Source organism: Bombella intestini, assembly GCF_002003665.1.
Lineage (GTDB): Bacteria > Pseudomonadota > Alphaproteobacteria > Acetobacterales > Acetobacteraceae > Bombella > Bombella intestini.
In genome coordinates this window covers 550,244-571,006 of record NZ_JATM01000001.1, presented here as the reverse complement: position 1 = coordinate 571,006, position 20,763 = coordinate 550,244, and the positions used below count along the sequence as shown (strand labels likewise).

Below are 20,763 nucleotides of genomic sequence, written 5' to 3'. Positions count from 1 at the left end.
GCCTTAAATTTCCTCAACGACAGTGCGGGGAAGATTATATATGCAAAGAGGGAGGGGTATTCATTGCATTAATATTCTTGGGTGATAAGGAAAATTCGTGGTGTATATCCGCTCTGTATTCTGCCTTGTTATGGTGTCAACATAGCGTTATCAAGCAAGCCTACAAGCTGTTGGGCATGTCAGTGTTGCGAGATATTTAACCATTTTTATAACGGACACTTTGCGTAAGGTTTTAATATGAATAAAGAAATTAAGATATGTTATATTATTACGAGCATGGAAGGTGGCGGAGCTGGTTTTTCCATGCCGCAGATTATTGAGTCGCTGAAAAATAATAACTTTAATGTCACGGTCGTATCTTGTCAGGCACGAGATATGGGGACAGCGCATCTTCTAGAAAAACATTCAATACCTTATGTCATTTTAGGGGGGAAGAAGAGAAGCCTTTTTAAAGAACTGTTTGACGTTATAAGGTTTGTTTCCAGCATTAAGGCTGATGTTATTTTAACTTCTTTAAGTCGTGCTTCGATAATCGGCCAGTTGGCGGGAAAAATATTAGGAATCCCTGTTGTCAGTTGGAAGAATAGTGCAGATTTGAAATGGAGTTCGTGGTTAGGAAAAGCCATACCCAAGGTATGGATAGCGGACTCTGCGTCTGTATGCGATTTTCTCGCCACGAAAATGAATATAACGCCCTCTAAGATATGTAATTGGCCGCCTTTCGTGGCAAAAGAGGCATACCCTGTGGCCCATACATGGAATGCAGAGCGACCGTTGCATATTGGGAGTACTGGCCGGTTACACGAAGTAAAAAATTATGACTTATTGCTAGAGGGGTTAGCTCATTTCCGAAAGACCAACCCTCAATATAAGGACATGATAAGGCTCTCTATTGCCGGTGATGGCCCGTTAAAGAGCGAGCTTGCGTCTCTAGTAGAGCGTTATGATCTGCAACATATTGTCAGCTTGGGGCAATTCATTGAGGATATTCCATCTTTTCTGGGAGGGCTTGATGTATATGTGCAGCCCTCTCGGTTTGAAGGTTTTTGCATAGCGGCGCATGAAGCTATGAATGCTGGCCTGCTGATGCTTGTAACCCCTGTTGGGGAGTTGCCTTATAGTGTGAGGAATGGAGAGCAGGGTTTCATACTGGAAGGGAACATTCCTCAGAGTATTTCTGCGGCATTGAGTAACATATTTGCGAATCCTGACCTCGTTTATGAGTACGGCAAAAGGTCGAGAGAGTACATAATGAATGAATATGGTAGCTCTCTTTATGAAGAACGTGGGTACATTGTTTCTGAAAAGATCAAAGAGCTTTTATAAGGTCGAAGTGATTACCATGTTCTTTTACATTCTGGCTGCAGTTTAGGCCTGCCCTAGAAGTGTGGTGTCTATTGAACCTGCATCGGATGATGTTTGAGAGGGTTTGTTTGCATCCAGAAAGTCTTCATTCGTGCGCAAAGTATGTTCGATCACCACAAGATGGGTCAGGGCACGGGTGATTTCCAGCCGGATAACGGCTTCATGGTTTTGTGTGTCCAGCTCACGCAGGCGGCGGATGGCAGCGCGGGTCATACGGGCAGCTCTGCCGTGGTGTCATGGGAGTGACGTGGCTTAGAAGACGGGGGAAAGGGTCTGTACTATGGTCGATCCATGCGCTGATTTGTGGGGTAGTGTGTAAGGTGGCAAGGTTGCGCAGTTCCCGCAATGTTGCACGGCGTAACCGGAACTCTTCGGCCTTGCGGTTAAAGGTCAGGATGCTGCGAAAGTAGCCGGATTAGCACGCTCAAGCCCACCTCCCATCATCACGGAGGATAGAATGAAGATGACGGTTCATATGTCGTGACCATGGGAATAAAGATGAAATAGAGAACCCAGGCCACACACCATCTTACGGCAAGCCCTTTGAGAAATTTTATTGTTCCCAGTACGGGGTTTTCTTTCGTGGCAACCAGCCCACAAATTAGCAATGAAAGATGTGATAAGAATTGTCAGAGCTGCCCGAAAGCCGTTATTGAAGGCAAGCCGTCCATCCTGATGTGTGTGGCGTTGGAACCGGAAGTGATTGCCTCGCACGCTGTGGGTGCTGGCGTGATATTCTGTAATAGTTTCTTCCAGATCACCGAGTAGTCTTTCAGAAATCTGCTTGCAGCGTTGCAGAAAGACCTCTCGGCTGTAATGTTGCTGGATATGCTGCTTTGCTGCTTCACCATAGCGGTGAAGCAGGCTGGGATTCTGGAAGATTTCGGCGAGTATGTCGCAGAATGTTTCTGGAATCCTGTCAGGCTGGAGAAGGAAGCCCGTTTTGCCGGGCTGGACGCTGTTGCGCATCTCTCCGACAGGTGTTGCTATCACGGGTAGGCTCATGTTCATGGCTTCATGGGCGGCAAGGCACATGCCTTCATAGCGTGATGGTTGGGCGTAAAGCTGAAGCGTGCTGAGAAAGGCTGAAACATTTGTCTGAAAGCCTTTCAGCGAGACATGTTTTTCTAGCCCATACTTCTGGATGAGGGTTTCCAATTCGGCACGCTGGGGGCCATCACCGGCAAAAGAGAGATGAACAAGGTCTGCCCATTGAGGATGGCGTTCCCGGAATAGGGCTATACCTTCAATGAGGAGAGGATAGTTCTTTACTTCATGAAGTCGCCCTGTGCTGCCTATGTGAAGGCGTGTCTGGCCATTCCAGTCAGGGGCGGGGTGCGTATTGGGCGCCGCAACATAAAGAGGCCATGCCGTGATCTTCTCTGGCGGAATGTTCATTTTTTCATGCAGGAACCGTGCGACATAGTATGAGTCTGCAACCCAAAGCCGGGTGAAGGGGCGTCCCACTGTTGTTGTGAAGCGTATGCTGGCGCTGTTCTTCCAACTTACAACTGGAATATTGAGGATTTTCCCGGCAAGTTGGCCTAAAAGCGTGGCGCGGCTTAGTGAAGTCCAGATGATGTCAGGGCGGTTTTTGATAAGCAGGCGCAGGATGCGGAATAGGGTGAGAAAGAAATTGCGGCGTTCCGTGTCAAGCAGCCGGTAGGGAATGCCTGCACGTTCTAGATAAGGAGCTGCCCCCATATCACGGGCTTCGCAGGCGGTGACATCAACCTGATGACCGAACTGTTCAAGTGCTTTGATGATGTCGGGGATGGTAAATTCGGCCCCGCCTGTTTCCAGGCTGGTGACGAGGTAATGGATCTTCATGAAGCAGAGGGTCTTCAGTAACGAAAAGGTTTCGTAACTCTGGCGTTATAAGATCAGGAGATCAAGCCTTTTCCAGAACAGCTTCATGGGGTGGTTCATGACCGGGGGAGACCGAGAAACCCGTTCCAAGGAAGGGTTTGCTTGCATCCAGAAAGTCTTCATTCGTGCGCAGAGTGTGCTCGACCACCACAAGATGGGTCAGGGCACGGGTGATTTCCAGCCGGATAATGGCTTCATGGTCTTGTGTGTCCAGCTCACGCAGGCGGCGGATGGCAGCGCGGGTCATGCGGGCAGCTCTGCCGTGGTGTCGTGAGGCATGTTCGATGTGATGAAGCACCAACATGATGGGGCGGCGGGCACTTTCGGGTAGATATTCACGGTTGAGAAGACCACGAAGACGGATGATGTTCAGCCCCAATGTCAGGGTGGCCAACGTACCTTGAATCCCAGCTTCCACACGTGGTGTCATGGTAGTGACGTGGCTTAGAAGACGGGAGAAACGGTCTGTACTATGGCCGATCCATGCGCTGATTTGTGGATTACTGTGTAAGCTGGCAAGGTTACGCAGTTCCCGCAATGTTGCACGGCGCAACCGGAACTCTTCGGCCTTGCGGTTGAAGGGCAGGATACTGCGGAAAATGAGAACGGCCGTTACGCCGGCCAGTATGATGGCAAGATTGGTGTTGTAGAATTTGGCTTCATCAATGACATGATGATTCTGGATACCCAGCATAAGAGGCATCAGCAGGTTAAAGGCCGAGGCAGCCGGGGCCGTAGCCGGATTAGCACGCGCAAGCCCACCTATCATCATCACGGAGGATAGAATGAGGATGAGCGGTTCATAGGTCGTGACCATGGGAATAAAGATGAAACAGAGAACCCAAGCCACACACCATCCTACGGCGAGCCCTTTGAGAAATTTTATTGTTCCCAGTACGGGATTCTCTTTCGTGGCGAACAGCCCACAAATCAGCGCAGTAATACTGATGAGCGTATTGCCGTTGGACCATGCCGTAATCTCGTAAATGAAAGATGTGACAAGAATTGTCAGAGCTGCTCGAAAGCCGTTATTAAAGGCAAGCCGTCCATCCCGATATGTGTGGCGTTGGAACTGGAAGTGGTCGCCCCGCACGCTGTGGGTACTGGCGTGATATTCTGTAATAGCTTCTTCCAGATCACCGATCAGATCCCCAAGGGATGAGAAGAGAATACGCTCATCCAGTGCTGAATGAGTAATGATGGTGGTTTTCTCTTCCGGCGTTGCGGTTTGACCGGGCGTGGAGATGACTTTCTGCCGATGGGGCGTTGCGTAGCGGCGGCAGATGTCCCGAAGGTGTTGGAGTTCGGCAAGGAGTTCTGAGATTTCTTCCTCTTTGGGAAGGCGCGTTGAAAAGCCTTGGAGGAGCTGCCGGAATGCTTTGGCAACCGTATCAAAGTCTTGGTGATTGGAGGAAAGCAGTTCCAACCGTGTCGCCATACCAAAACTGCGGGATAGTAAGGCGGAGACCGCTGCCAGAGCAGCCCGGGCATGGTCGCCTTCATGCCCATGAGCACCCATTTCTAGCTCGGCAAATTCAATCTGATCGTTGATGGAAAGAATGGTTCCGAATAGCTTACGGGCTTCTGTTAGGGCACTGGTATCGCGTTGAAGAATATGGCCCAGCGTGTCGGCCACCAGAGTGAGGGCAGTTTCCAGCTTTTGCCGTATTTTTAAGTGGGCTAGACGATCTTGATTGAAAGCGAAGAGAAGGCCGATAAAGGCTTCGCATAACACACCGAGAATGATATAGCTGGCCCGGGAGACGGCAAACATAAAGATGCTGCCCGTGTATGGGACCACGTCCATGCAGATGATGGCGCATGTATAGCCAGACAGAACGAGCGCATAAGAACGGAAATTACTGACAAAGGTCGCCAATCCGCTACATAAGCCGATCCATAAGGCAATGAGTGGAAAGAACAACCATGGGGCCTGCGGGTAGATGCCGACAAATACCAAGGCCGCCACACCACCAGTTAATGTCCCGATGATGCGCCAGCGGGCTTTGGAAAGACTTTCCCCTCGGGAAAGTTGCGCCACGGACCAAACCGTCATGGGGGCCCAGATGGGGCTATCCAGTTCCAACCACAGGGCGATCCCTAGAGACAAACACGCTGCAATAGTGGTGCGCAGGGCAAATAGGAATCCATCCAAAGAAGGGGTGAATATCCAGTAGAAAAAGGACGGGGTCCTGAAGTTCAGAAAACGGGTAATCATTGCGCATCCAGTGGCTTCCGGCAGGGGAGATTACTGCCCTTTGCTCACATATGCGAGGGGTAACACTTATAATTGAACAAAAATATCATAATGCTTTCGGAGGTCATGTTTTTTCATGGACATGGAATATTTTGCTTTTTTGTTTAAAGGAAAAATAGTAAAACTTTTCTGAAAATCCTACTGAAGACTTGTAGCTGTGAAGGTTATTCAATGACAGACAATACCCCAGCCGGAGGGACCCAGGCCTCTCCGAATGAAGAGCGGAGAAAACTGCTTGAGTTGACGACTGATATTGTCGTTGCAAAGCTAGCTGGCTCTGATGTTGCTGTAGATAGCTTGCCAGGACTGATCCGTCAGGTCTACGAAGCACTTGCAGGACAGGGGAATGACAACCAGACTGCAGCAGAACAGAACAAGCAGCAGCCTGCTGTTCCTGTGCGTAAGTCGGTTTATCCTGACTACATCATCTGTCTGGAAGATGGAAAAAAGCTCAAGATGCTGAAACGCCATCTCAAGAGCACATACGATATGACACCAGATCAGTACCGGGAGAAATGGGGTCTGCCTTCGGATTACCCCATGGTGGCACCAGCTTATGCGGCACGCCGTTCCGAGCTGGCCAGAACAATTGGACTTGGACGCAATATTGGTGTTTCTGCAGAGAATAAACGAGAGCTTGAAAAGAAAAAGTAAAATTATTTATTAACAGCAGGTATGGAAAAGCCGGGTTAAAGCCCGGCTTTTTCCATAATTGAGCGTTTTTTCTTGACGTATCTGGTTTCCTCTTGTCAATCTTAGGTGGGTAATCAGTGACGGAGAGTACGGATGACACGCTCGGAATTTGTCGCTTTACTGGCCTCCCGTCTGGAAGGTCTTTCCAGAGATAAGGTCGATCAGGCTGTAGATGGGGTATTTTCCTGCATTGCTGCCGGTTTAGCGGCGGGCAATAGAGCTGAATTGCGTGGGATTGGTAGTTTTGGAACACGCCAGCACACTGCCCATCAGGGAAGAAATCCGAGGACAGGGCAGTCCGTAGCGGTGGAGGCTAAGCGTGTTCCTTTTTTTCGCGCAGGGAAGGACCTGCGGGAGCGGGTTAATCAGCCGAAGAAATGAACGGCTCCGCACTATGTGACGGAACATCCTTGCCTGTGCGTGCCGTGTTGAGTTCTTCCAGTAGGAAGTCACGGAAAACGGAAATACGTTTGGAGCTTTTCAGTTCCTCAGGATAGACAAAGAAGGCCTCTGCTAGCGGGCCATGTACGTCTGGCAGAATACGGACGAGATTGGGGTGAGCAGAAGCGGTATAGAAGGGCAGGGTGCCGATACCGTTGCCTTGCGCAATAGCCAGACCAACAGCGGCAATGTTATTGACGGCGAGAGGGACCTTAGGCTGAAGGATAATTTTGTCCTTCACAAGCCGTTCGATCAGCCAGTTCACATGGGGAAGAGGGAGATGCCAGCCTGCAAAGCCGATCAGGTTATGGTCTGCTAGGTCCTTCAGTGTCTTGGGTGTACCGTGTTCTTCCAGATATTCCCGACTGGCGTAGATGGGCATATGGAAGCTGGCCAGATGACGCTGGATGAGATCAGGCTGGGTCGGGGGATGTAGGCGGATGGCCACATCAGCTTCACGCATGCTCAGGTCGAGGTCAGAATCCTCCAGCAGGAGCGTGACCTCAACGTGGGGGTGTCGTTCCATGAAGTGGTGCAGGCGAGGGGTCAGCCATGAGAGGCCAAAACCCGATGTGGTCGTGACCTTAATCTTCCCTGCTGCTTTCTCCCGGTTTTCACTCAGAAAAGCCTGTGTCAGGGCCAGTTTGGAGAAGACCTCTCGGGCGGTACGGTGCAGCACTTCGCCTTGTTCTGTTAGGATCAGACCACGGGCATGGCGGTGGAAGAGGGGCACGCCCAATACTTCTTCCAAAGCAGAAATTTGCCGGGATACAGCTGACTGACTTAGATTAAGGCGGTCGCCTGCATGAGTGAAAGAGCCTGCCTCGGCTACGGTGTGAAAGATACGGAGTTTATCCCAGTCCATTTTCTGATTCCCGTATGCCCCTTCGCAATAATCATGGCCTGCTCTGCTCATAACGCCCCGCATCGTAACCTTAACCGTATGTCTAATTTATGAAAAATTCCCGAAAAGAAACGATCGGTCAAGAGTAGAATGGCGTCAAAGTTGGTTGGTGCTCTATTAAAAGGCAGGCAGAAGGCCCAACAAAGGACTAGTGCTGTCCATTTTATCTTGTAGCAATCCAACCTTCAGAGGGGTAGCTTACCGTTCAGGGAAAGGGAGGATGGAAATATATCCTATCCCCCCTTTGTTATGTCATTCAGCTATTATACTTTTTTTCGGCAAGGTAACGTTCCGCTTCCAGAGCGGCCATGCAGCCTGTGCCAGCAGCCGTAACGGCCTGACGATAGATTTTATCCTGAATATCACCAGCAGCGAAGATGCCGGGAATGGATGTTGTGGCTGTCCCCGGCTGTGTCGTGATGTAGCCTTCCTCATCGCAGAGGACTTCATCCCGGAAAGGGCCTGTGCTGGGGCTATGCCCGATGGCTACGAACACGCCATCTACAGCGAGCCGCTCCGTGTTGGTGCTGTTCTGGGTATCGGTGAGTTCGAGAGCTGTTACGACAGCAGGGGAGCCTTCGCCGATGATTTCACGGACAGCCCGGTTCCAATGAACTTTGATCTTGGGGTTGTCGTGCAAACGCTTCTGTAGGATGCGTTCGGCTTTCAGGCTGTCCCGCCGGTGGATGAGATGCACAGTGGAGGCGTGATGGGTCAGGTATAGAGCTTCTTCCACGGCTGTGTTGCCACCGCCTATGACGGCAACTTCTTTGCCACGGTAGAAGAAGCCATCACATGTTGCGCAGGCCGACACGCCCGCACCCTGATATTTTTTTTCAGAATCGAGGCCGAGCCATTTGGCCTGTGCTCCTGTGGCAATGACAACCGTACGGGCACGGAACTGGTCGCCGGAATCACCCTTCAGGTGGAAGTAGCCATCCTCATCTGGCCCCTGTTTGAGGGGAGCTTCCGTAATGAGATCATAAATGAGTTTTGTACCGACATGCTCGGCCTGTTCTCTCATCTGTTCCATCAGCCACGGGCCTTGAACAGGCTGTGCGAAGCCGGGGAAATTCTCAATTTCATCGGTGATGGTCAGCTGGCCGCCCGGCTGCATTCCGGTAACTAGAATGGGGTTCATGCCCGCCCGTGCCGCATAAATGGCTGCTGTGTAACCTGCCGGGCCAGCCCCAACGATCAGCATGTCGGTATGATGTGTCTCTGCCATTGAACGCTCCATGATAAAGGGATGTGACCCGGCTTATGGGGAAAAGGAATGGTTTCTAAGGGCGGGCCGATAGTATGGTCGCCGCCGGCTCGGGGATAATAGATATAGTATATGAAAGAGTTCGACAAAAATGATTATACCAAAGGAAACGAAATAATATTGCGTTTTCCCGCCGGAAGAGTTTTCACATAAGAAAGATCAGTCTATACAAGCAGGCGCAGAGGCCCTCTGCGGGCATGCTTGTCCCCTTCTGGGCCGTTGGGAGGCCCCCGTGAGCAGAGTTGCTGGGAATCATATGAGCATTGCAGACCTTGATGATATTGACCGCAGCATTCTGGCTGAGCTTCAGCAGGATGGACGCATTACGAATGTGGAACTCGCCCGGCGGGTCGGAATTTCTGCGCCGCCTTGTCTGCGCCGTGTAAGACGACTGGAAGAGATGGGGCTCATTCAGGGGTATCATGCGACATTGGCCCCGGCGATGCTGGGATGGTCCATCAGTTTTTTTGTGCTGGTCGGACTGGACAGCCAAAAAGGGGCGGTACTGGCGGAGTTTGAGGCTCTGGTCGCCGAATGGCCAGAAACACGGGAATGTCACATGATCCGGGGAGGTGAGGATTTTCTACTTCGCCTTATGGCCCGAGATGCTGAACATCAGAATCGTCTGACACGGGACCTGATCGAAGTGGCGCATGTCGTGCGTGTACAGACCTTCCAGGTGATCCGTACGAGCTGCGAGAGGGCCGGCGTTCCTCTTTGAGGGTTAAACCATGATTAAGTCTGGCAGTTTCAGGTACTGGAGCCCGCATTATATAGTGCCTTGTGTTGCCGGACTGCTTCTCATGGTAAGATTGCTCATGGCTGCACAGATGCCGCTGGTGCCGGATGAGGCCTATTATTGGCTTTGGTCTCGGCATTTACAGGGAGGCTATCTGGATCATCCCTTTATGGTGGCTGTGTGGATTTGGTTGGGGACGGCCCTGTGGGGGGATACGCCGTTTGGTATCCGGTTCTGTGGTCTGGTGGGATTTATATTAGCCAATATATGGCTATTTCTGGCCGCAAGGCGTTTTTTCCCCCTTCATGAGGGAATAGGGCTTCGGGCGATTCTGTTACTGAATGTAACCTTGATGGCCTCCGTGGGGCTTGTCCCTGCCACGCCCGATAGCCCTCTGTTTGTGTTCCTCTGTTTAGCACTGTGGGCTTTATCTGGGGCTTTGTACGCACGGGAAGGCTACGCCGCCTGTGGTTGGTGGTGTCTATGCGGAATCAGCCTAGGTCTGGCGGTCGATTCTAAATATACGGCTTTGCTGTGGGGTGTCGGCCTTGTTGGGTTTGTGCTGTTCGGTGGGCGTGGCTTGTGGCGCACGGTAGGGCCTTGGCTGGGGGGTATCTGCGCTACAGTGGTGGTGATACCGACGCTTGTTTGGAATGATCATCATGGATGGGCTGGGCTTTTAAAGCAGGGCGGTCGAGCGTCTCAGTGGCACCCTAGCCGGGCCGGGCAATTTCTAGGGGAGTTAGTTGCCGGACAGTTGGCTCTTCTGACGCCTTGGGTCGCTGCACTATGTGCTGTGGGATTATGGCGTGCCCGCCATGAAAAGCGTGTGCTGCTGTGGTTGTCTGTCCCTGCGATAGTACTGTTTCTAGTGAATGTAACGGGGGAGCGCATACAGCCTAATTGGGTGTGGGTGCTGTACCCTATCCTAATTCTTGCAGGCGCTGCTTATGGGCAACGGATTAAAGGGGCGGTGATTGTGGGAGGGCTTTGTACAGCACTGGTCTATACTCAGTGTCTGACAGGATGCTTGCCGTTATCATCGCATCTAAATGTCATAGCGAGGCTGGGGGCGGGCTGGGACGGAATGGCGCAGGATTTGGTCAGAGAGGCTCGCACAGTCGGCACGCCTTTTTTGGTAGCGGATGATTACGCACTAGCCTCTATTTTGGCCTTTCAGAAACCGGCGGGTCTTACATTGATTGGGAGAGATTCGCGTTGGGGCTATATAAATGGCTTGCCCCAGAAGACGGCCGGAACAGCTCTATACTTGAAAGACGAACATTACGGGCCAGCTAGGCCGGGAGTAGGGTCTCTCTGGAGACAAGATAGAGGGCATCCCCTGCGGCTTTATTCATTGGAAGTAAGACACAATCTTTCTGGCTGGGTTGTTCAGTAAGCCTTAGCGGTAAGAAAAGTAGCAGATATGAAAAAAGCCATCCGATATGGATGGCTTTCTCATTCGTAAAGTACGAACAGGCTAAACTTAGAAGCCTTCGCGCTCCAGACGCTTACGCTCCATCTTGCGAGCGCGGCGGACTGCCTCGGCAACCTCACGAGCGCGGCGCTCGGACGGCTTTTCAAAGTGGCGACGGAGCTTCATCTCACGGAAGACGCCTTCGCGCTGCATTTTCTTCTTAAGGGCTTTCAGCGCCTGATCAACATTATTGTCACGAACGAGAACCTGCACGGTGTCGTCATCTCCTTTGGGGTTCTGATCCTTCCCGAGCGGTGTCTGTAGCATCACCCATTGAAGGACGCGGATCCGATTACAGTGTGAAGTGGCCTATCATACTCCAAAACGTGAGACAATAGTTTCTGAAGATGGAAATACTGAAGAGCTACTTTATCTGTGGATTATTTCGTATGTTTGATGGCTCCTCATGGCTGGGAAGCGTATGCTGAATGTGGATGAGCGTGTGAAAAACAGCAGGAGCAAGACGGTGGCACAGAATGACACACGAACCATGGTCGATGCGCATCTGTACCTGAGAGAACATTCCATCAGGCAGTCTTTTGAAGGCTTTCTCTCGCTTTGGCGTTCCCTTTCTGTTGCGTGTGAGAGTGGGCTAGATGCCCATGGTCTAGGGCCCGCCCATCATCGGATTATGTTCCTGTTGGGCAGTCATGAGGGGTTGTTGCCCAGTGAGCTTTGCAGGCGTCTCGGCATTACCAAGCAGTCACTGGGGCGGGCACTGGGGGAGCTCAAGGGGAAAAGGCTAGTCGAGCAACGGCAAGACGGTGCTGACCGGCGCAAACGGCCTGTTTTCTTAACAAATGAAGGAAGACGGCTGGAAGCGGAGCTCTTTATGGCCATCCGCACAGTGTTGACACTGGCTTATCGGCAGGTTGATGGCAATGCCGTTGATGGTTTCCGCCGAGTTCTCCGTGCCGCCGAACAGGTTAGTCAGCTTCCTGATGGGCTGTAGGAGAGGGAGGGGGGCCTCGTTGGATGAGGATTCGTCCTCCCTGTGCTTTGTTATCCCGCTGGGGAATCAGGGCATTGAGTTGCCAACGCCACCGTTACCGGTTCCCTGACCACTCATCGGGCCAGCGCCCATACCGCTGCCTCCCAGCCCGCCGAACGTGCTGCCCATGCTGCTCATCGGGTTGTAGCGGCCAACGTTACCCAGCAGTTCCTGAATAACGGAAATATGCGTTCCCGGTGTTGGGGTAGCACCGCCCGCCATGGAGACACGGATGGCATCGTGCTTATTCAGCACATTCATTTTGCGGAGAACGCCCGCGTTGTCGAAGTTCAGCACCAGAATCTGTTGTTTATCCACGACAGGATGAGCCAGCGGGACAAGGTCCTTCGTCATGGAGATGTAGATCCATGTGTTGTCATTGAAGGTCGCATGCGCCGTTGGAGAGCCTAGAATGCTCAGCGCATCATTCTGAGTGCTGGAATTGAGGACAAGCTGGTCATAATCCAGTTTCTCAATCAGTGCCCCACGAGGAATAGGAGGGGGGCTGATGGCTTCACAACCGCTGAGCATGAGTATTCCCCCAGCCAGTAGGCCCGTCCAACAACGGCGATGCGTTGCCATGAGGCGGGTCAGACGGAGAAAACGGGTGCTCTTGTCCGAGGTGGCGGCAGTAGAAAAGCTGGTCATGAAGGGCAAACTGTCCTGATAGTATGCGGGCAAGCCGTACGTGCTCTTTCCGGTGCCTCAGAGAGGGCGGTATGTCAATCTTTTTCGTGGTCCGTCATCCCTAAGCACTTCAGTCAACACAGTTTTACCTTGACTTCACAGCCATGCCTCCTTCTGAAAGAGGCACATTATGGAATTACCGGGAGGTCATCATGTCATCTGGAGGAAAAGCAGACGCTGGAGCACAGTCTGAAGGAAAGAGTACGCCGGAATTTTCGCATCGCATTCCTTTGGCAAAGACAGGCCGTCCCCTCAGGGAGCATGTGGAAGCTAATGCGGAGGAGAGAGAGGGGCTGCGGAAGCGTTTTGGTCTGCTGTCTCTGGACCGGCTTTCCTGTACCTTTGACCTCAAGCGGGGGGCCGAGAATATCGTTCTGGCAGAGGGGCATATTCAGGCGCGGTTGGAACAGGCCTGCATCATTACGGGTGAACCGGTGGAAGAAGTGATTGATGAGCCTTTCAGCCTGCGTTTCGTTCCAGCCTCTGAGATGCCTGATGATGAGGATATTGATATTGAGGCACTCCTTCAGGAGGATGCTGATGATATCCCCTACGATGGCCGTATGATTGACCTAGGCGAGGCGGCAGCCGAACAGTTGGCTTTATGCCTCACCCCTTATCCCCGCCGGGCAGGGGCTGGGCTGGAGACATTTGTAGAGGTCACGCCGTCTGATGATGAGCTGGATGCACGCCGTGATACTGCCCGAGAAAATCCGTTTGATGTACTGAAAAAATTACGGAAAGAGCCGTAAGGGAGTGGTAATTCCTCTAGCCTTCTGTTAAAGGCGGGAGGCAAGGAGCAATGCCGTAGTGGCATTGATGGCTTGCAGAGAGTTATTCTCTCTGCTAGAGCCCCACGCCTGAGCACCGTGGCTTATGGCGGTGGTGAACACCTAGTGAGATTTCTCTGGCTTGAGGCCGCGCCGTGCGGTAGCAGAAGCCGGATACGCAACCCAGTGAGAGGCAGAAACCCATGGCCGTCCCCAAGAGAAAGACTACGCCGTCCCGTCGTGGCATGCGTCGCAGCCATCAGGCTCTTCGTATTGAGGCGCACGCTGAATGTGCAAACTGCGGCGAAATGAAGCGCCCGCATCATGTATGCAGCCATTGCGGCCATTATGATGGCCGTGAGGTTGTCAGCGCAGAGGGCCGTGCCCTGAAGACAGCTGTCCGCGCCTGATAGTCTGTATCCTTAATTGGATAAAGCCCCGGACTTTTAGTCCGGGGTTGCATTTTTTGTGTCCTGCTTAGGCAGGAAAACAAGGATTTTCTGGGGGCTGCACTCATGACGGAGGCGTCTGGCGTTAGAGCTGAGGGTGGAGTCGAAAAACAGACTGCACATTCTCCAGCTCCTTTTACCCTGGCCGTTGATGCCATGGGGGGAGACAACGCCCCCGGGATCGTTCTTGCCGGATTGGAGATGGCGGCTATCCGTCACCCAGAAATCCGGATTCTTCTCATCGGTGATGAGAAGGTGCTGAACGCATCGCTTACGAATTATCCTAAACTTTCAGCTCTATGCACCGTGCGCCATGCGCCGGAGAGTATCCCTATGGAGATGAAGCCTACTGCGGCCCTCCGTGTACGGGGATCGTCTATGCGGATTGCCATGGAAGCTGTAGCTTCTGGCGAAGCGCGGGGCGTTGTTTCTGCCGGTAATAGCGGTGCCATGCTTGCGCTGGCAAAGATCATTGTTAAGGCTCTTCCCGGTATTTCACGTCCAGCTATGGCGGCGGTTCAGCCATCGGCTCGTGGCGATGTCGTCATGCTCGACCTTGGTGCAAATATCGTTTGTGATGCTCGTAATCTGGTCGAGTTCGCCATCATGGGCGAGGCCTTTGCACAGGCTGCTTTGTCCCTCAAAGCACCCAGTATCGGTCTGCTTAATGTCGGTTCGGAAGAGCTGAAGGGTGATGAGCGTCTGAAACAAGCTGCAGAGCGGCTGCGGGACAGCGTTCTGTCGGATCGTTTTTATGGCTTCGTAGAAGGCCACGATATCACTGCAGGCGTGACCGATGTTGTCGTGACGGATGGTTTCACGGGCAATGTTGCACTGAAGACGGGTGAGGGTGCGCTAAAGCTGGCATTCGGATTGCTCAGAAGTGTGTTCATGAGCAACTGGCTGACCAAACTTGGTTATATTCTGGTGCGCCCCGGTTTGCGCCGGATGAAGGAATGGATTGACCCCAGTCGCTATAACGGTGCTGTGTTTGTGGGGCTGAATGGCATCGTTGTGAAGTCACATGGCGGAGCCGATGCGGAAGGTTTCGCCTCTGCTGTGGATGTCGCTATAGACGCTGTAGAGAATCGTCTGAACGACAAGATCCGCCACCGTCTGGACCAGCTGGGTATGCTGGGGCAGTCTGGAGAGAATAAAGAGCAGGAGTGACGTCTTCATATGGCGCAGGATAAACAGTCCCGGAACAAGGTAACGGGTGCCCGTCTGATAGGTGTCGGCAGTGCTCTTCCGCAGCGTGCTTTCAGTAATGACGAGCTGGCTGCTGAGTTCAATCTTGATACATCAGATGAGTGGATACGGACCAGAACGGGAATCCAGCAGCGTCATATCGTCTCAGGGGATGAGACGGCCGTTTCACTTGCTCATAAGGCAGCGCAGAGGGCCCTAGATCACGCCGGTAAAGCAGCTAGCGATGTTGATGCCGTCATTGTGGCGACATCAACGCCGGATCAGGTTTTCCCGTCAGTTGCTGTGCGTGTTCAAGCGGCTCTGGGTATGGAACGGGGCTTTGGTTTTGATGTCAGTGCGGCCTGTTCCGGCTTCGTTTATGCTCTGACGATTGGTGATTCCATGATCCGCTCGGGTCAGGCCAAGCGTATTATGGTGATTGGCGTGGAGGTGTTTTCCCGTCTGCTGGATTGGGAAGACCGGTCTACCTGCGTTCTGTTTGGTGATGGTGCGGGCGCTGTCCTGCTAGAGGCAGGCGCTGATGAGGGTGAAGGCATATTGTCGACTCACCTTCATGCAGATGGGCGGCTTGGGGACCTCCTTTATGTTGATGGGGCCGTTGGCTGTACATCCGGCAAGGTAGCTCTGAAGATGCACGGGCGGGAGGTATTCCGTCATGCTGTCGTCAATCTGGCTGCTGCTGTTGATGAAGCCTTGGAGACTAACGGTCTTAAGGGGACAGATATTCAGTGGATGGTGCCACATCAGGCGAATCTAAGAATTATTGATGGCATGGCCAAGAAGCTTTCTTTGCCATCGGATCGGGTCGTAGTGACGGTGGATCGCCACGCCAACACCTCTGCTGCTTCTATTCCATTGGCATTGGATGAAGCTGTGCGGGATGGGCGGATCAAGCAGGGTGATCTGGTCCTGATGGAGGCTCTGGGCGGTGGTCTTACATGGGGTTCAGCACTCATAAGAATGTGAGACTGTTCAGTTTCTGGTAAGATACTTATGAGATCCCCTGATTTATATGCAGGGGATTTCGTTTTTTCAGTGTGCTAATTAGATGGCTCGTGATACGTTTTCTCATTATGGAGACAATTGCACGCGCTGATCTGATAGAGCTCCTTCAGGGGGAGCATGGCTTTTCCCGGCAGCAGGCCATCCTGTTTCTGGAGGAAATGTTCGAGCTGTTTGTCCAGACGCTTGAACAGGGTAAGTCGTTGAAAATCAGCGGCTTTGGAACGTTTGCCGTGCGGGATAAAGCGCCTCGTCTGGGGCGGAATCCCCTTACGGGGGAGGAAGCCGTCATCTCGGCACGGCGTGTACCGTTTTTCCGTCCGTCTCGTTTGTTGCGGGAGAGTGTTAACGGTAGATCAGTAACGCAGGGTGCCCCTAATGACTTCCACTGATTCATCTCAGCATGATGCTCTGAGGACGGCAGCCAGTGTTGCCGAAGAGCTGGGCCTGCCTCTGTACCGTCTGCGCTCGTGGGAAAGTCTCTATCCCGTTTTTAAGACGGAGCAGCGTGGGGATGGGCAGAGCTATTATGACGAGCGGGCCGTCATGATCGTGCGGAATATTGCCCGGTTGCTTTATCAGGATGGTGCCCGAAGTCATGAGGTCGTCCCACAGCTGAAGCGTGAGGGGATTATCGGTGACGACACCGTATCATCGTCTCATGGGAGTGAGGAGACGACCGGTGAGGGTGTGTCGCTGCAGTCTGATCAACTGAAGGAACTTCAGCAGGAAAATAAGACGCTTAATGAGCGTCTTGAAGAATTTGGCCGCATTGCTCTGTCTCTTAAGACATTGGAAGATGAAAACACTTCTTTGAAAGAGGCACTTGAGCAAGCCCATGATGCTGTGCCTCAAAAGGAAGACGAAAAAGCTTATTTGGCGGAGCTTGAAGAACAGAATCTTGTTTTGCAAGAGGCTGTTGAGCGTCTGACGGCAGAAAAGAAGGCGCATCAACAGGCAGAAGCTGGCGAGAAAGAACGACAATTACAGCTTGATGAGTTGCGTTCGGAACTGGCCGGGTTGCAGGAAGAGCGTGAGGAAACACAAGCCCTACGTGAAAAGCTAGAAGCTGTGCAGGCCAGTGCTCAACGTCTCGAATCTGAGAATGAGGCTCTGCGGTTAGCGGGGCAGAAGCAGCGAGAGACGGAGCGTGAGGAAACACAAGCCCTGCGTGAAAAGCTAGAAGCTGTGCAGGCTAGTGCTCAACGTCTCGAATCTGAGAATGAGGCTCTGCGGTTAGCAGGGCAGAAACAGCGAGAGACGGAGCGTGAGGAAGCACAAGCCCTGCGTGAAAAGCTGGAAGCTGTGCAGGCCAGTGCTCAACGCCTCGAATCTGAGAATGAGGCTCTGCGAGCAGCGGGGCAGAAACAGCGTGAAATAGAGGCAGCTCGTGGTCGGACGTTGGAAGAGCGCAATCACGAGTTGCAGAAGACGATTGAGCAGCTGAGGTCTGAAGCAAAAGAGCATCAGAGAGAGGCAGAGTCCCGCAAGGAGCGGCTGACCCAGCTTGAAGGGCTAAGGGGAAAGCTGGCGGACATGCAAGTCGAGCATGGGCGGGTTCAGGAGCTGACCAAAGAACTGGAGGAGGTTCGGGCGGAGGCAGAACGCTGCCATGCTCTGGAAGCTGAAAATGAAACGCTGCGTACTACTGACATAAAGCAGAGGGAAGCTGCGCAGGTTAGGTATCAGACGTTGGAAGAAGAGACTGTCAGCCTGAGGGAGACAGTTGAGCGTCTGACAACTGAAGTGGAAAAGCAGCTGCAAAATGCAGAGGTCAAACAAGGTGAGTTTGATGAGCTGCATGGTCGGTTTACGGCGTTGCAGGCGGAGCAAGAACAGCTTCACTCGTTGCAGCAAGAAGAGGCCCTTCAGCATAAGAAGCTTACCAGCCAACTAGAGACCTTGAGCGGGGAGCGGCAGGAGCTCGTACGGAAGCTGGAGCAGTCTGTCTTAATCATGCAGTCGCTTGAGGATGAAAATGTGCGCCTCAAGCGTTCGTTGAAAGAAGGCGAAGAAAAGCAGGCTGCGCAAGCTGTCATCGTTGAGAAGGTGGAACGCCTCGAAGCGGAGAATGACGAGCTGCGGCAGGAACAAGCCGGTTTTGCCGAAGAGCGTGAGCGGCATGCGGAATCTTTGGAACGGATCCGGGCTTTGGAAGGGGAGGGTGTTGTCCTCCAGCAAAGGTTGGCTGCTCAGGAGATGGATAGCCGTCTTCAGGCCAAGCGGAAAAGCGAGTTGGATGGTCTCTTGCGTGATCTCCTCGGTGAACTAGCCGGGATGAAAAAGACCTTACTTTCTGAAAAATGTTAAAAAAAAGCCTCGGACCATTGCAAGAATAGTCCGAGGCTGCTAGAGCTTCCTCACCGCAGGACGACGGGCAGTAGCGCAGTCTGGTAGCGCATCAGTCTGGGGGACTGGGGGTCGTGGGTTCGAATCCCGCCTGCCCGACCATCTCCTGCGGTTTCACTCCTTTACATTATGTGGTGCACGGTGGGCAGAGACCTTATTGCTGGTCCATAGTGTCCATAGTAGGTGCAATCCTGCCATAATGGCCGGGCCGATGAACAAGCCCATCAGCTGCCATGTCTCTGCACCCCCCAGAATACCCATCAGAACCCAGAGGAACGGCACCTTCGTACTGCCGCCGATTAGGACAGGGCGAATGAAGTGGTCGGCTACGAAAAGCACGATCGCACCAATTAGCCATACGATGGCTGCCGCTAGCATGCTGCCCTTGAAGGCGATCAGCAGGCAGACCCCTGTTACGGCGATCCAGCCCAGTAGGGGCACCATAGCGGCAATGGCTGTTGCCAAACCGAAGATAAGCGGTTGTGGTGCACCGGCGATTACATAGCACACGCCCATGATGGCCCCTTCGCCAAGACCCACCAGAACCAGCCCGGAAACCGTGCCATGAATGGAAGCGATGATCTGCCGTGCCAGGCTTTCCCCTTGTGCTCCAAAAAGACGCTGCGATCCGATCATGCATTTACGGATGATGCTGTCGCCATCTTTGAGTAGGAAGAAAAGTGTCAGCATCGAGAAGCCGAACAGAATACCCCGATGCAGGATTTCTGATCCAAACTGTTTGCCTACGGCAACACTGTGACCGACATTCAGAGAATGGAAGAGTTCGTTCAGGGTATCAGGGTTGCTGAGATGCTCTGTCCAGATTGCCTTGGCCTGTCCAGAGGCTACAGGCAGACGATCCAGCCAAGCGGGAGCGGGTAGCCCTTGGTGGCGGATTGAATCAAGCCACAGAAAGGCAGAGTGGACCTCGTCTGCGGTTTTGATGCTGATGAAGGAAACGGGCACTAGAAAGACCAATGCCAGCACGCCGGTGAAGAGTAGCGGCAGCCAGATGGTCTGGCCAAAGCGCTTTACCGACCGCTTGTAAAGCGGCCAGAGGGCGATAGCGAAGATGCCGCCCCATAGCAGGGCCGGCAGCATGCCTTTTAGTGTCCAGAGGGCAGCAAGGATGAAGAATAACGCAAGAAAACCGCGAGCGCGTTTCTGTAGGGTTTTGGAGGGCAGGGTAAGCCTGATTTGTGGAGTACCCTTGTCGGAAGGAGTGGTCATAGTGTGTGGTGTCTCGGTCAGCTTGCCAGAATGAAGAAGGGCGTCACATTGCTGTGGGGCGGTCCGGAAAGGGTGGTCAATTAGACTTGCCCATGTAAATTCTCCGCCAGAATTGAGCTGTCTTGCTTATCGAACATCCCAAGCCGGAGGAAAAGGTCCAGAAGGACAAGATTAACGTTAAATTTGAAATCATCCGTGTCTCTCACCTGCTGAAATACATCCTCAACCGGCATGAGATGGAAGGATTCCACTTCGCCATCATTGATATGGGGAATAAAATCTTCCGGGAGTAGGAGGTCGTAACAATAAAGTCGGTCACGGCGCAGCCCTTCTGGGCGGGACATGGCATAATGGAGCGTACTGGCATGGCGGGCCTGACGGGAAAGGTCGGCCGGGATGGCCGCTTCTTCCTCAGCTTCCTTAATGACTGTTTCCTTTGCTGTGAGGCCGCTGCTCATGCCTCCGGCCACCAGATGATCCAGCTTGCCGGGGTCTAGCCGCTTGTGGGGGCTGCGGCGGGCGACCCAGAGATGCAGGCCCGTATTTTTCTGGACAAGGCCGTTCAAATGGACACCAGAAGCCTCCACACCGAAGACCGGGATCAAGCCGCGGTCAACCTGTCCGATGATCTGCCCCTCGGAAGAGCGGACATCAAACCACTCCTTGAACGGCACATAACGTTCCTGCTGTGCCAGAATAGTGCTGATTTGCCGTAGATTCTCCCCGTCTGGGAGGAGGATGTGGTCTCCATTCACCCTCAGTAGGTCAGCGCATGCAGGGTCGGTCATCCAACTCAGGCAAGTGGGGTCTACTAGGCCGATGGTTATGCCGTTATGCAGCAGGGGGAGACGCCCTGCTGGGAGGGTGACATTACGGCATCGTTCGATGTGGCGGAGGAAAGGAGAGGCAGCGGAGGACAGCATGAGGTTCTCAAAAATGTTCATTCATGATGTGGAGATGAGGGCGGTGGCGTCAGGGACGCATCCGTTCCAGCGGCATTGTCAACAGGCAGATGCTGGCAGAAAGGACGGGAGGGTGTAAAGTTCTTCTAGGGACGGCTCTTA

At 52.9% G+C, this 20,763-nt stretch carries 21 protein-coding genes and 1 tRNA gene; 13 read left to right on the top strand and 9 right to left on the bottom strand.

Translation table 11 applies throughout. The annotated features are described in order from the left end of the window. Positions 1-237: 237 nt before the first annotated feature. Positions 238-1,326, top strand: a complete 1,089-nt coding sequence (locus AL01_RS02645; protein WP_077395694.1) for a glycosyltransferase — start codon at positions 238-240, stop codon at positions 1,324-1,326. 42 nt (positions 1,327-1,368) lie between these two features. Here the strand turns inward: AL01_RS02645 and AL01_RS02640 are convergent, their stop codons facing one another. From AL01_RS02640 to AL01_RS02630, 3 genes are all read right to left on the bottom strand, one after another. Beyond that, a complete protein-coding gene (locus AL01_RS02640) occupies positions 1,369-1,578 on the bottom strand; it encodes a hypothetical protein (protein WP_077395693.1) in 210 nt (69 codons plus the stop codon). A 258-nt stretch (positions 1,579-1,836) separates the two neighbouring features. Then, positions 1,837-3,195, bottom strand: coding sequence for a glycosyltransferase (locus AL01_RS02635; protein ID WP_077395692.1), 1,359 nt, complete (start codon positions 3,193-3,195; stop codon positions 1,837-1,839). A gap of 61 nt (positions 3,196-3,256) precedes the next feature. Next, positions 3,257-5,452 (bottom strand): FUSC family protein, encoded by a 2,196-nt coding sequence (locus AL01_RS02630; protein WP_077395691.1) that lies wholly within the window; start codon positions 5,450-5,452, stop codon positions 3,257-3,259. A 210-nt stretch (positions 5,453-5,662) separates the two neighbouring features. On the opposite strand from AL01_RS02630, the gene AL01_RS02625 reads away from it, so the two are divergent. After that, positions 5,663-6,145: a MucR family transcriptional regulator gene (locus AL01_RS02625; protein ID WP_077395690.1), complete on the top strand. Its 483-nt coding sequence runs from the start codon at positions 5,663-5,665 to the stop codon at positions 6,143-6,145. A gap of 132 nt (positions 6,146-6,277) precedes the next feature. Then, complete coding sequence (locus AL01_RS02620; protein ID WP_077395689.1) at positions 6,278-6,565, top strand: HU family DNA-binding protein; 288 nt, start codon at positions 6,278-6,280, stop codon at positions 6,563-6,565. On the opposite strand, the gene AL01_RS02615 is transcribed toward AL01_RS02620, so the two are convergent. Then, complete coding sequence (locus AL01_RS02615) at positions 6,546-7,490, bottom strand: LysR family transcriptional regulator (RefSeq protein ID WP_077395906.1); 945 nt, start codon at positions 7,488-7,490, stop codon at positions 6,546-6,548. The two genes, AL01_RS02620 and AL01_RS02615, sit on opposite strands and share 20 nt — an antisense overlap. Before the next feature lie 295 nt (positions 7,491-7,785). After that, entirely contained in the window at positions 7,786-8,757 is a 972-nt protein-coding gene (gene trxB, locus AL01_RS02610; RefSeq protein ID WP_077395688.1) for a thioredoxin-disulfide reductase, read from the bottom strand. Positions 8,758-9,052: 295 nt separating this feature from the next. Here trxB and AL01_RS02605 point away from each other — a divergent pair, with 295 nt between their 5' ends. Both AL01_RS02605 and AL01_RS02600 read left to right on the top strand, forming a co-directional pair. Further along, positions 9,053-9,517 (top strand): Lrp/AsnC family transcriptional regulator, encoded by a 465-nt coding sequence (locus AL01_RS02605; RefSeq protein WP_077395687.1) that lies wholly within the window; start codon positions 9,053-9,055, stop codon positions 9,515-9,517. Between the two features lie 97 nt (positions 9,518-9,614). Continuing rightward, the gene (locus AL01_RS02600) at positions 9,615-10,934 is read left to right on the top strand and encodes a glycosyltransferase family 39 protein (protein WP_158075922.1); all 1,320 of its coding nucleotides are present in this window, start codon (positions 9,615-9,617) and stop codon (positions 10,932-10,934) included. 87 nt (positions 10,935-11,021) lie between these two features. Here the strand turns inward: AL01_RS02600 and rpsU are convergent, their stop codons facing one another. After that, positions 11,022-11,225, bottom strand: coding sequence for a 30S ribosomal protein S21 (gene rpsU, locus AL01_RS02595; RefSeq protein WP_026294133.1), 204 nt, complete (start codon positions 11,223-11,225; stop codon positions 11,022-11,024). A 193-nt stretch (positions 11,226-11,418) separates the two neighbouring features. On the opposite strand from rpsU, the gene AL01_RS02590 reads away from it, so the two are divergent. After that, positions 11,419-11,964 carry a MarR family winged helix-turn-helix transcriptional regulator gene (locus AL01_RS02590; protein ID WP_241502663.1) on the top strand — a complete coding sequence of 182 codons (546 nt, stop codon included), beginning with the start codon at positions 11,419-11,421 and terminating at the stop codon, positions 11,962-11,964. 66 nt (positions 11,965-12,030) lie between these two features. Here the strand turns inward: AL01_RS02590 and AL01_RS02585 are convergent, their stop codons facing one another. Further along, entirely contained in the window at positions 12,031-12,585 is a 555-nt protein-coding gene (locus tag AL01_RS02585) for an outer membrane protein assembly factor BamE (RefSeq protein WP_077395902.1), read from the bottom strand. Positions 12,586-12,842: 257 nt separating this feature from the next. Here AL01_RS02585 and AL01_RS02580 point away from each other — a divergent pair, with 257 nt between their 5' ends. The 7 genes from AL01_RS02580 to AL01_RS02550 all read left to right on the top strand — a co-directional run bounded on the left by AL01_RS02580 (position 12,843) and on the right by AL01_RS02550 (position 18,571). After that, positions 12,843-13,442 (top strand): DUF177 domain-containing protein, encoded by a 600-nt coding sequence (locus AL01_RS02580; RefSeq protein ID WP_158075921.1) that lies wholly within the window; start codon positions 12,843-12,845, stop codon positions 13,440-13,442. 221 nt (positions 13,443-13,663) lie between these two features. Beyond that, entirely contained in the window at positions 13,664-13,870 is a 207-nt protein-coding gene (gene rpmF, locus AL01_RS02575; RefSeq protein WP_077395684.1) for a 50S ribosomal protein L32, read from the top strand. 105 nt (positions 13,871-13,975) lie between these two features. Then, a complete protein-coding gene (gene plsX, locus AL01_RS02570) occupies positions 13,976-15,079 on the top strand; it encodes a phosphate acyltransferase PlsX (RefSeq protein ID WP_077395683.1) in 1,104 nt (367 codons plus the stop codon). Positions 15,080-15,088: 9 nt separating this feature from the next. Beyond that, positions 15,089-16,084 (top strand): beta-ketoacyl-ACP synthase III, encoded by a 996-nt coding sequence (locus AL01_RS02565; protein ID WP_077395682.1) that lies wholly within the window; start codon positions 15,089-15,091, stop codon positions 16,082-16,084. Between the two features lie 107 nt (positions 16,085-16,191). After that, positions 16,192-16,512 carry an integration host factor subunit alpha gene (locus tag AL01_RS02560; RefSeq protein ID WP_077395681.1) on the top strand — a complete coding sequence of 107 codons (321 nt, stop codon included), beginning with the start codon at positions 16,192-16,194 and terminating at the stop codon, positions 16,510-16,512. Further along, positions 16,499-18,430 carry a MerR family transcriptional regulator gene (locus tag AL01_RS02555; RefSeq protein ID WP_077395680.1) on the top strand — a complete coding sequence of 644 codons (1,932 nt, stop codon included), beginning with the start codon at positions 16,499-16,501 and terminating at the stop codon, positions 18,428-18,430. The genes AL01_RS02560 and AL01_RS02555 overlap by 14 nt, the downstream gene beginning before the upstream one ends. A gap of 64 nt (positions 18,431-18,494) precedes the next feature. Further along, a tRNA-Pro gene (locus tag AL01_RS02550) sits at positions 18,495-18,571 on the top strand. Positions 18,572-18,583: 12 nt separating this feature from the next. Here the strand turns inward: AL01_RS02550 and AL01_RS02545 are convergent. After that, positions 18,584-19,699 (bottom strand): AI-2E family transporter, encoded by a 1,116-nt coding sequence (locus AL01_RS02545; RefSeq protein WP_077395679.1) that lies wholly within the window; start codon positions 19,697-19,699, stop codon positions 18,584-18,586. Positions 19,700-19,779: 80 nt separating this feature from the next. After that, positions 19,780-20,622: an NUDIX hydrolase gene (locus AL01_RS02540; protein ID WP_077395900.1), complete on the bottom strand. Its 843-nt coding sequence runs from the start codon at positions 20,620-20,622 to the stop codon at positions 19,780-19,782. Positions 20,623-20,763 lie beyond the last annotated feature (141 nt).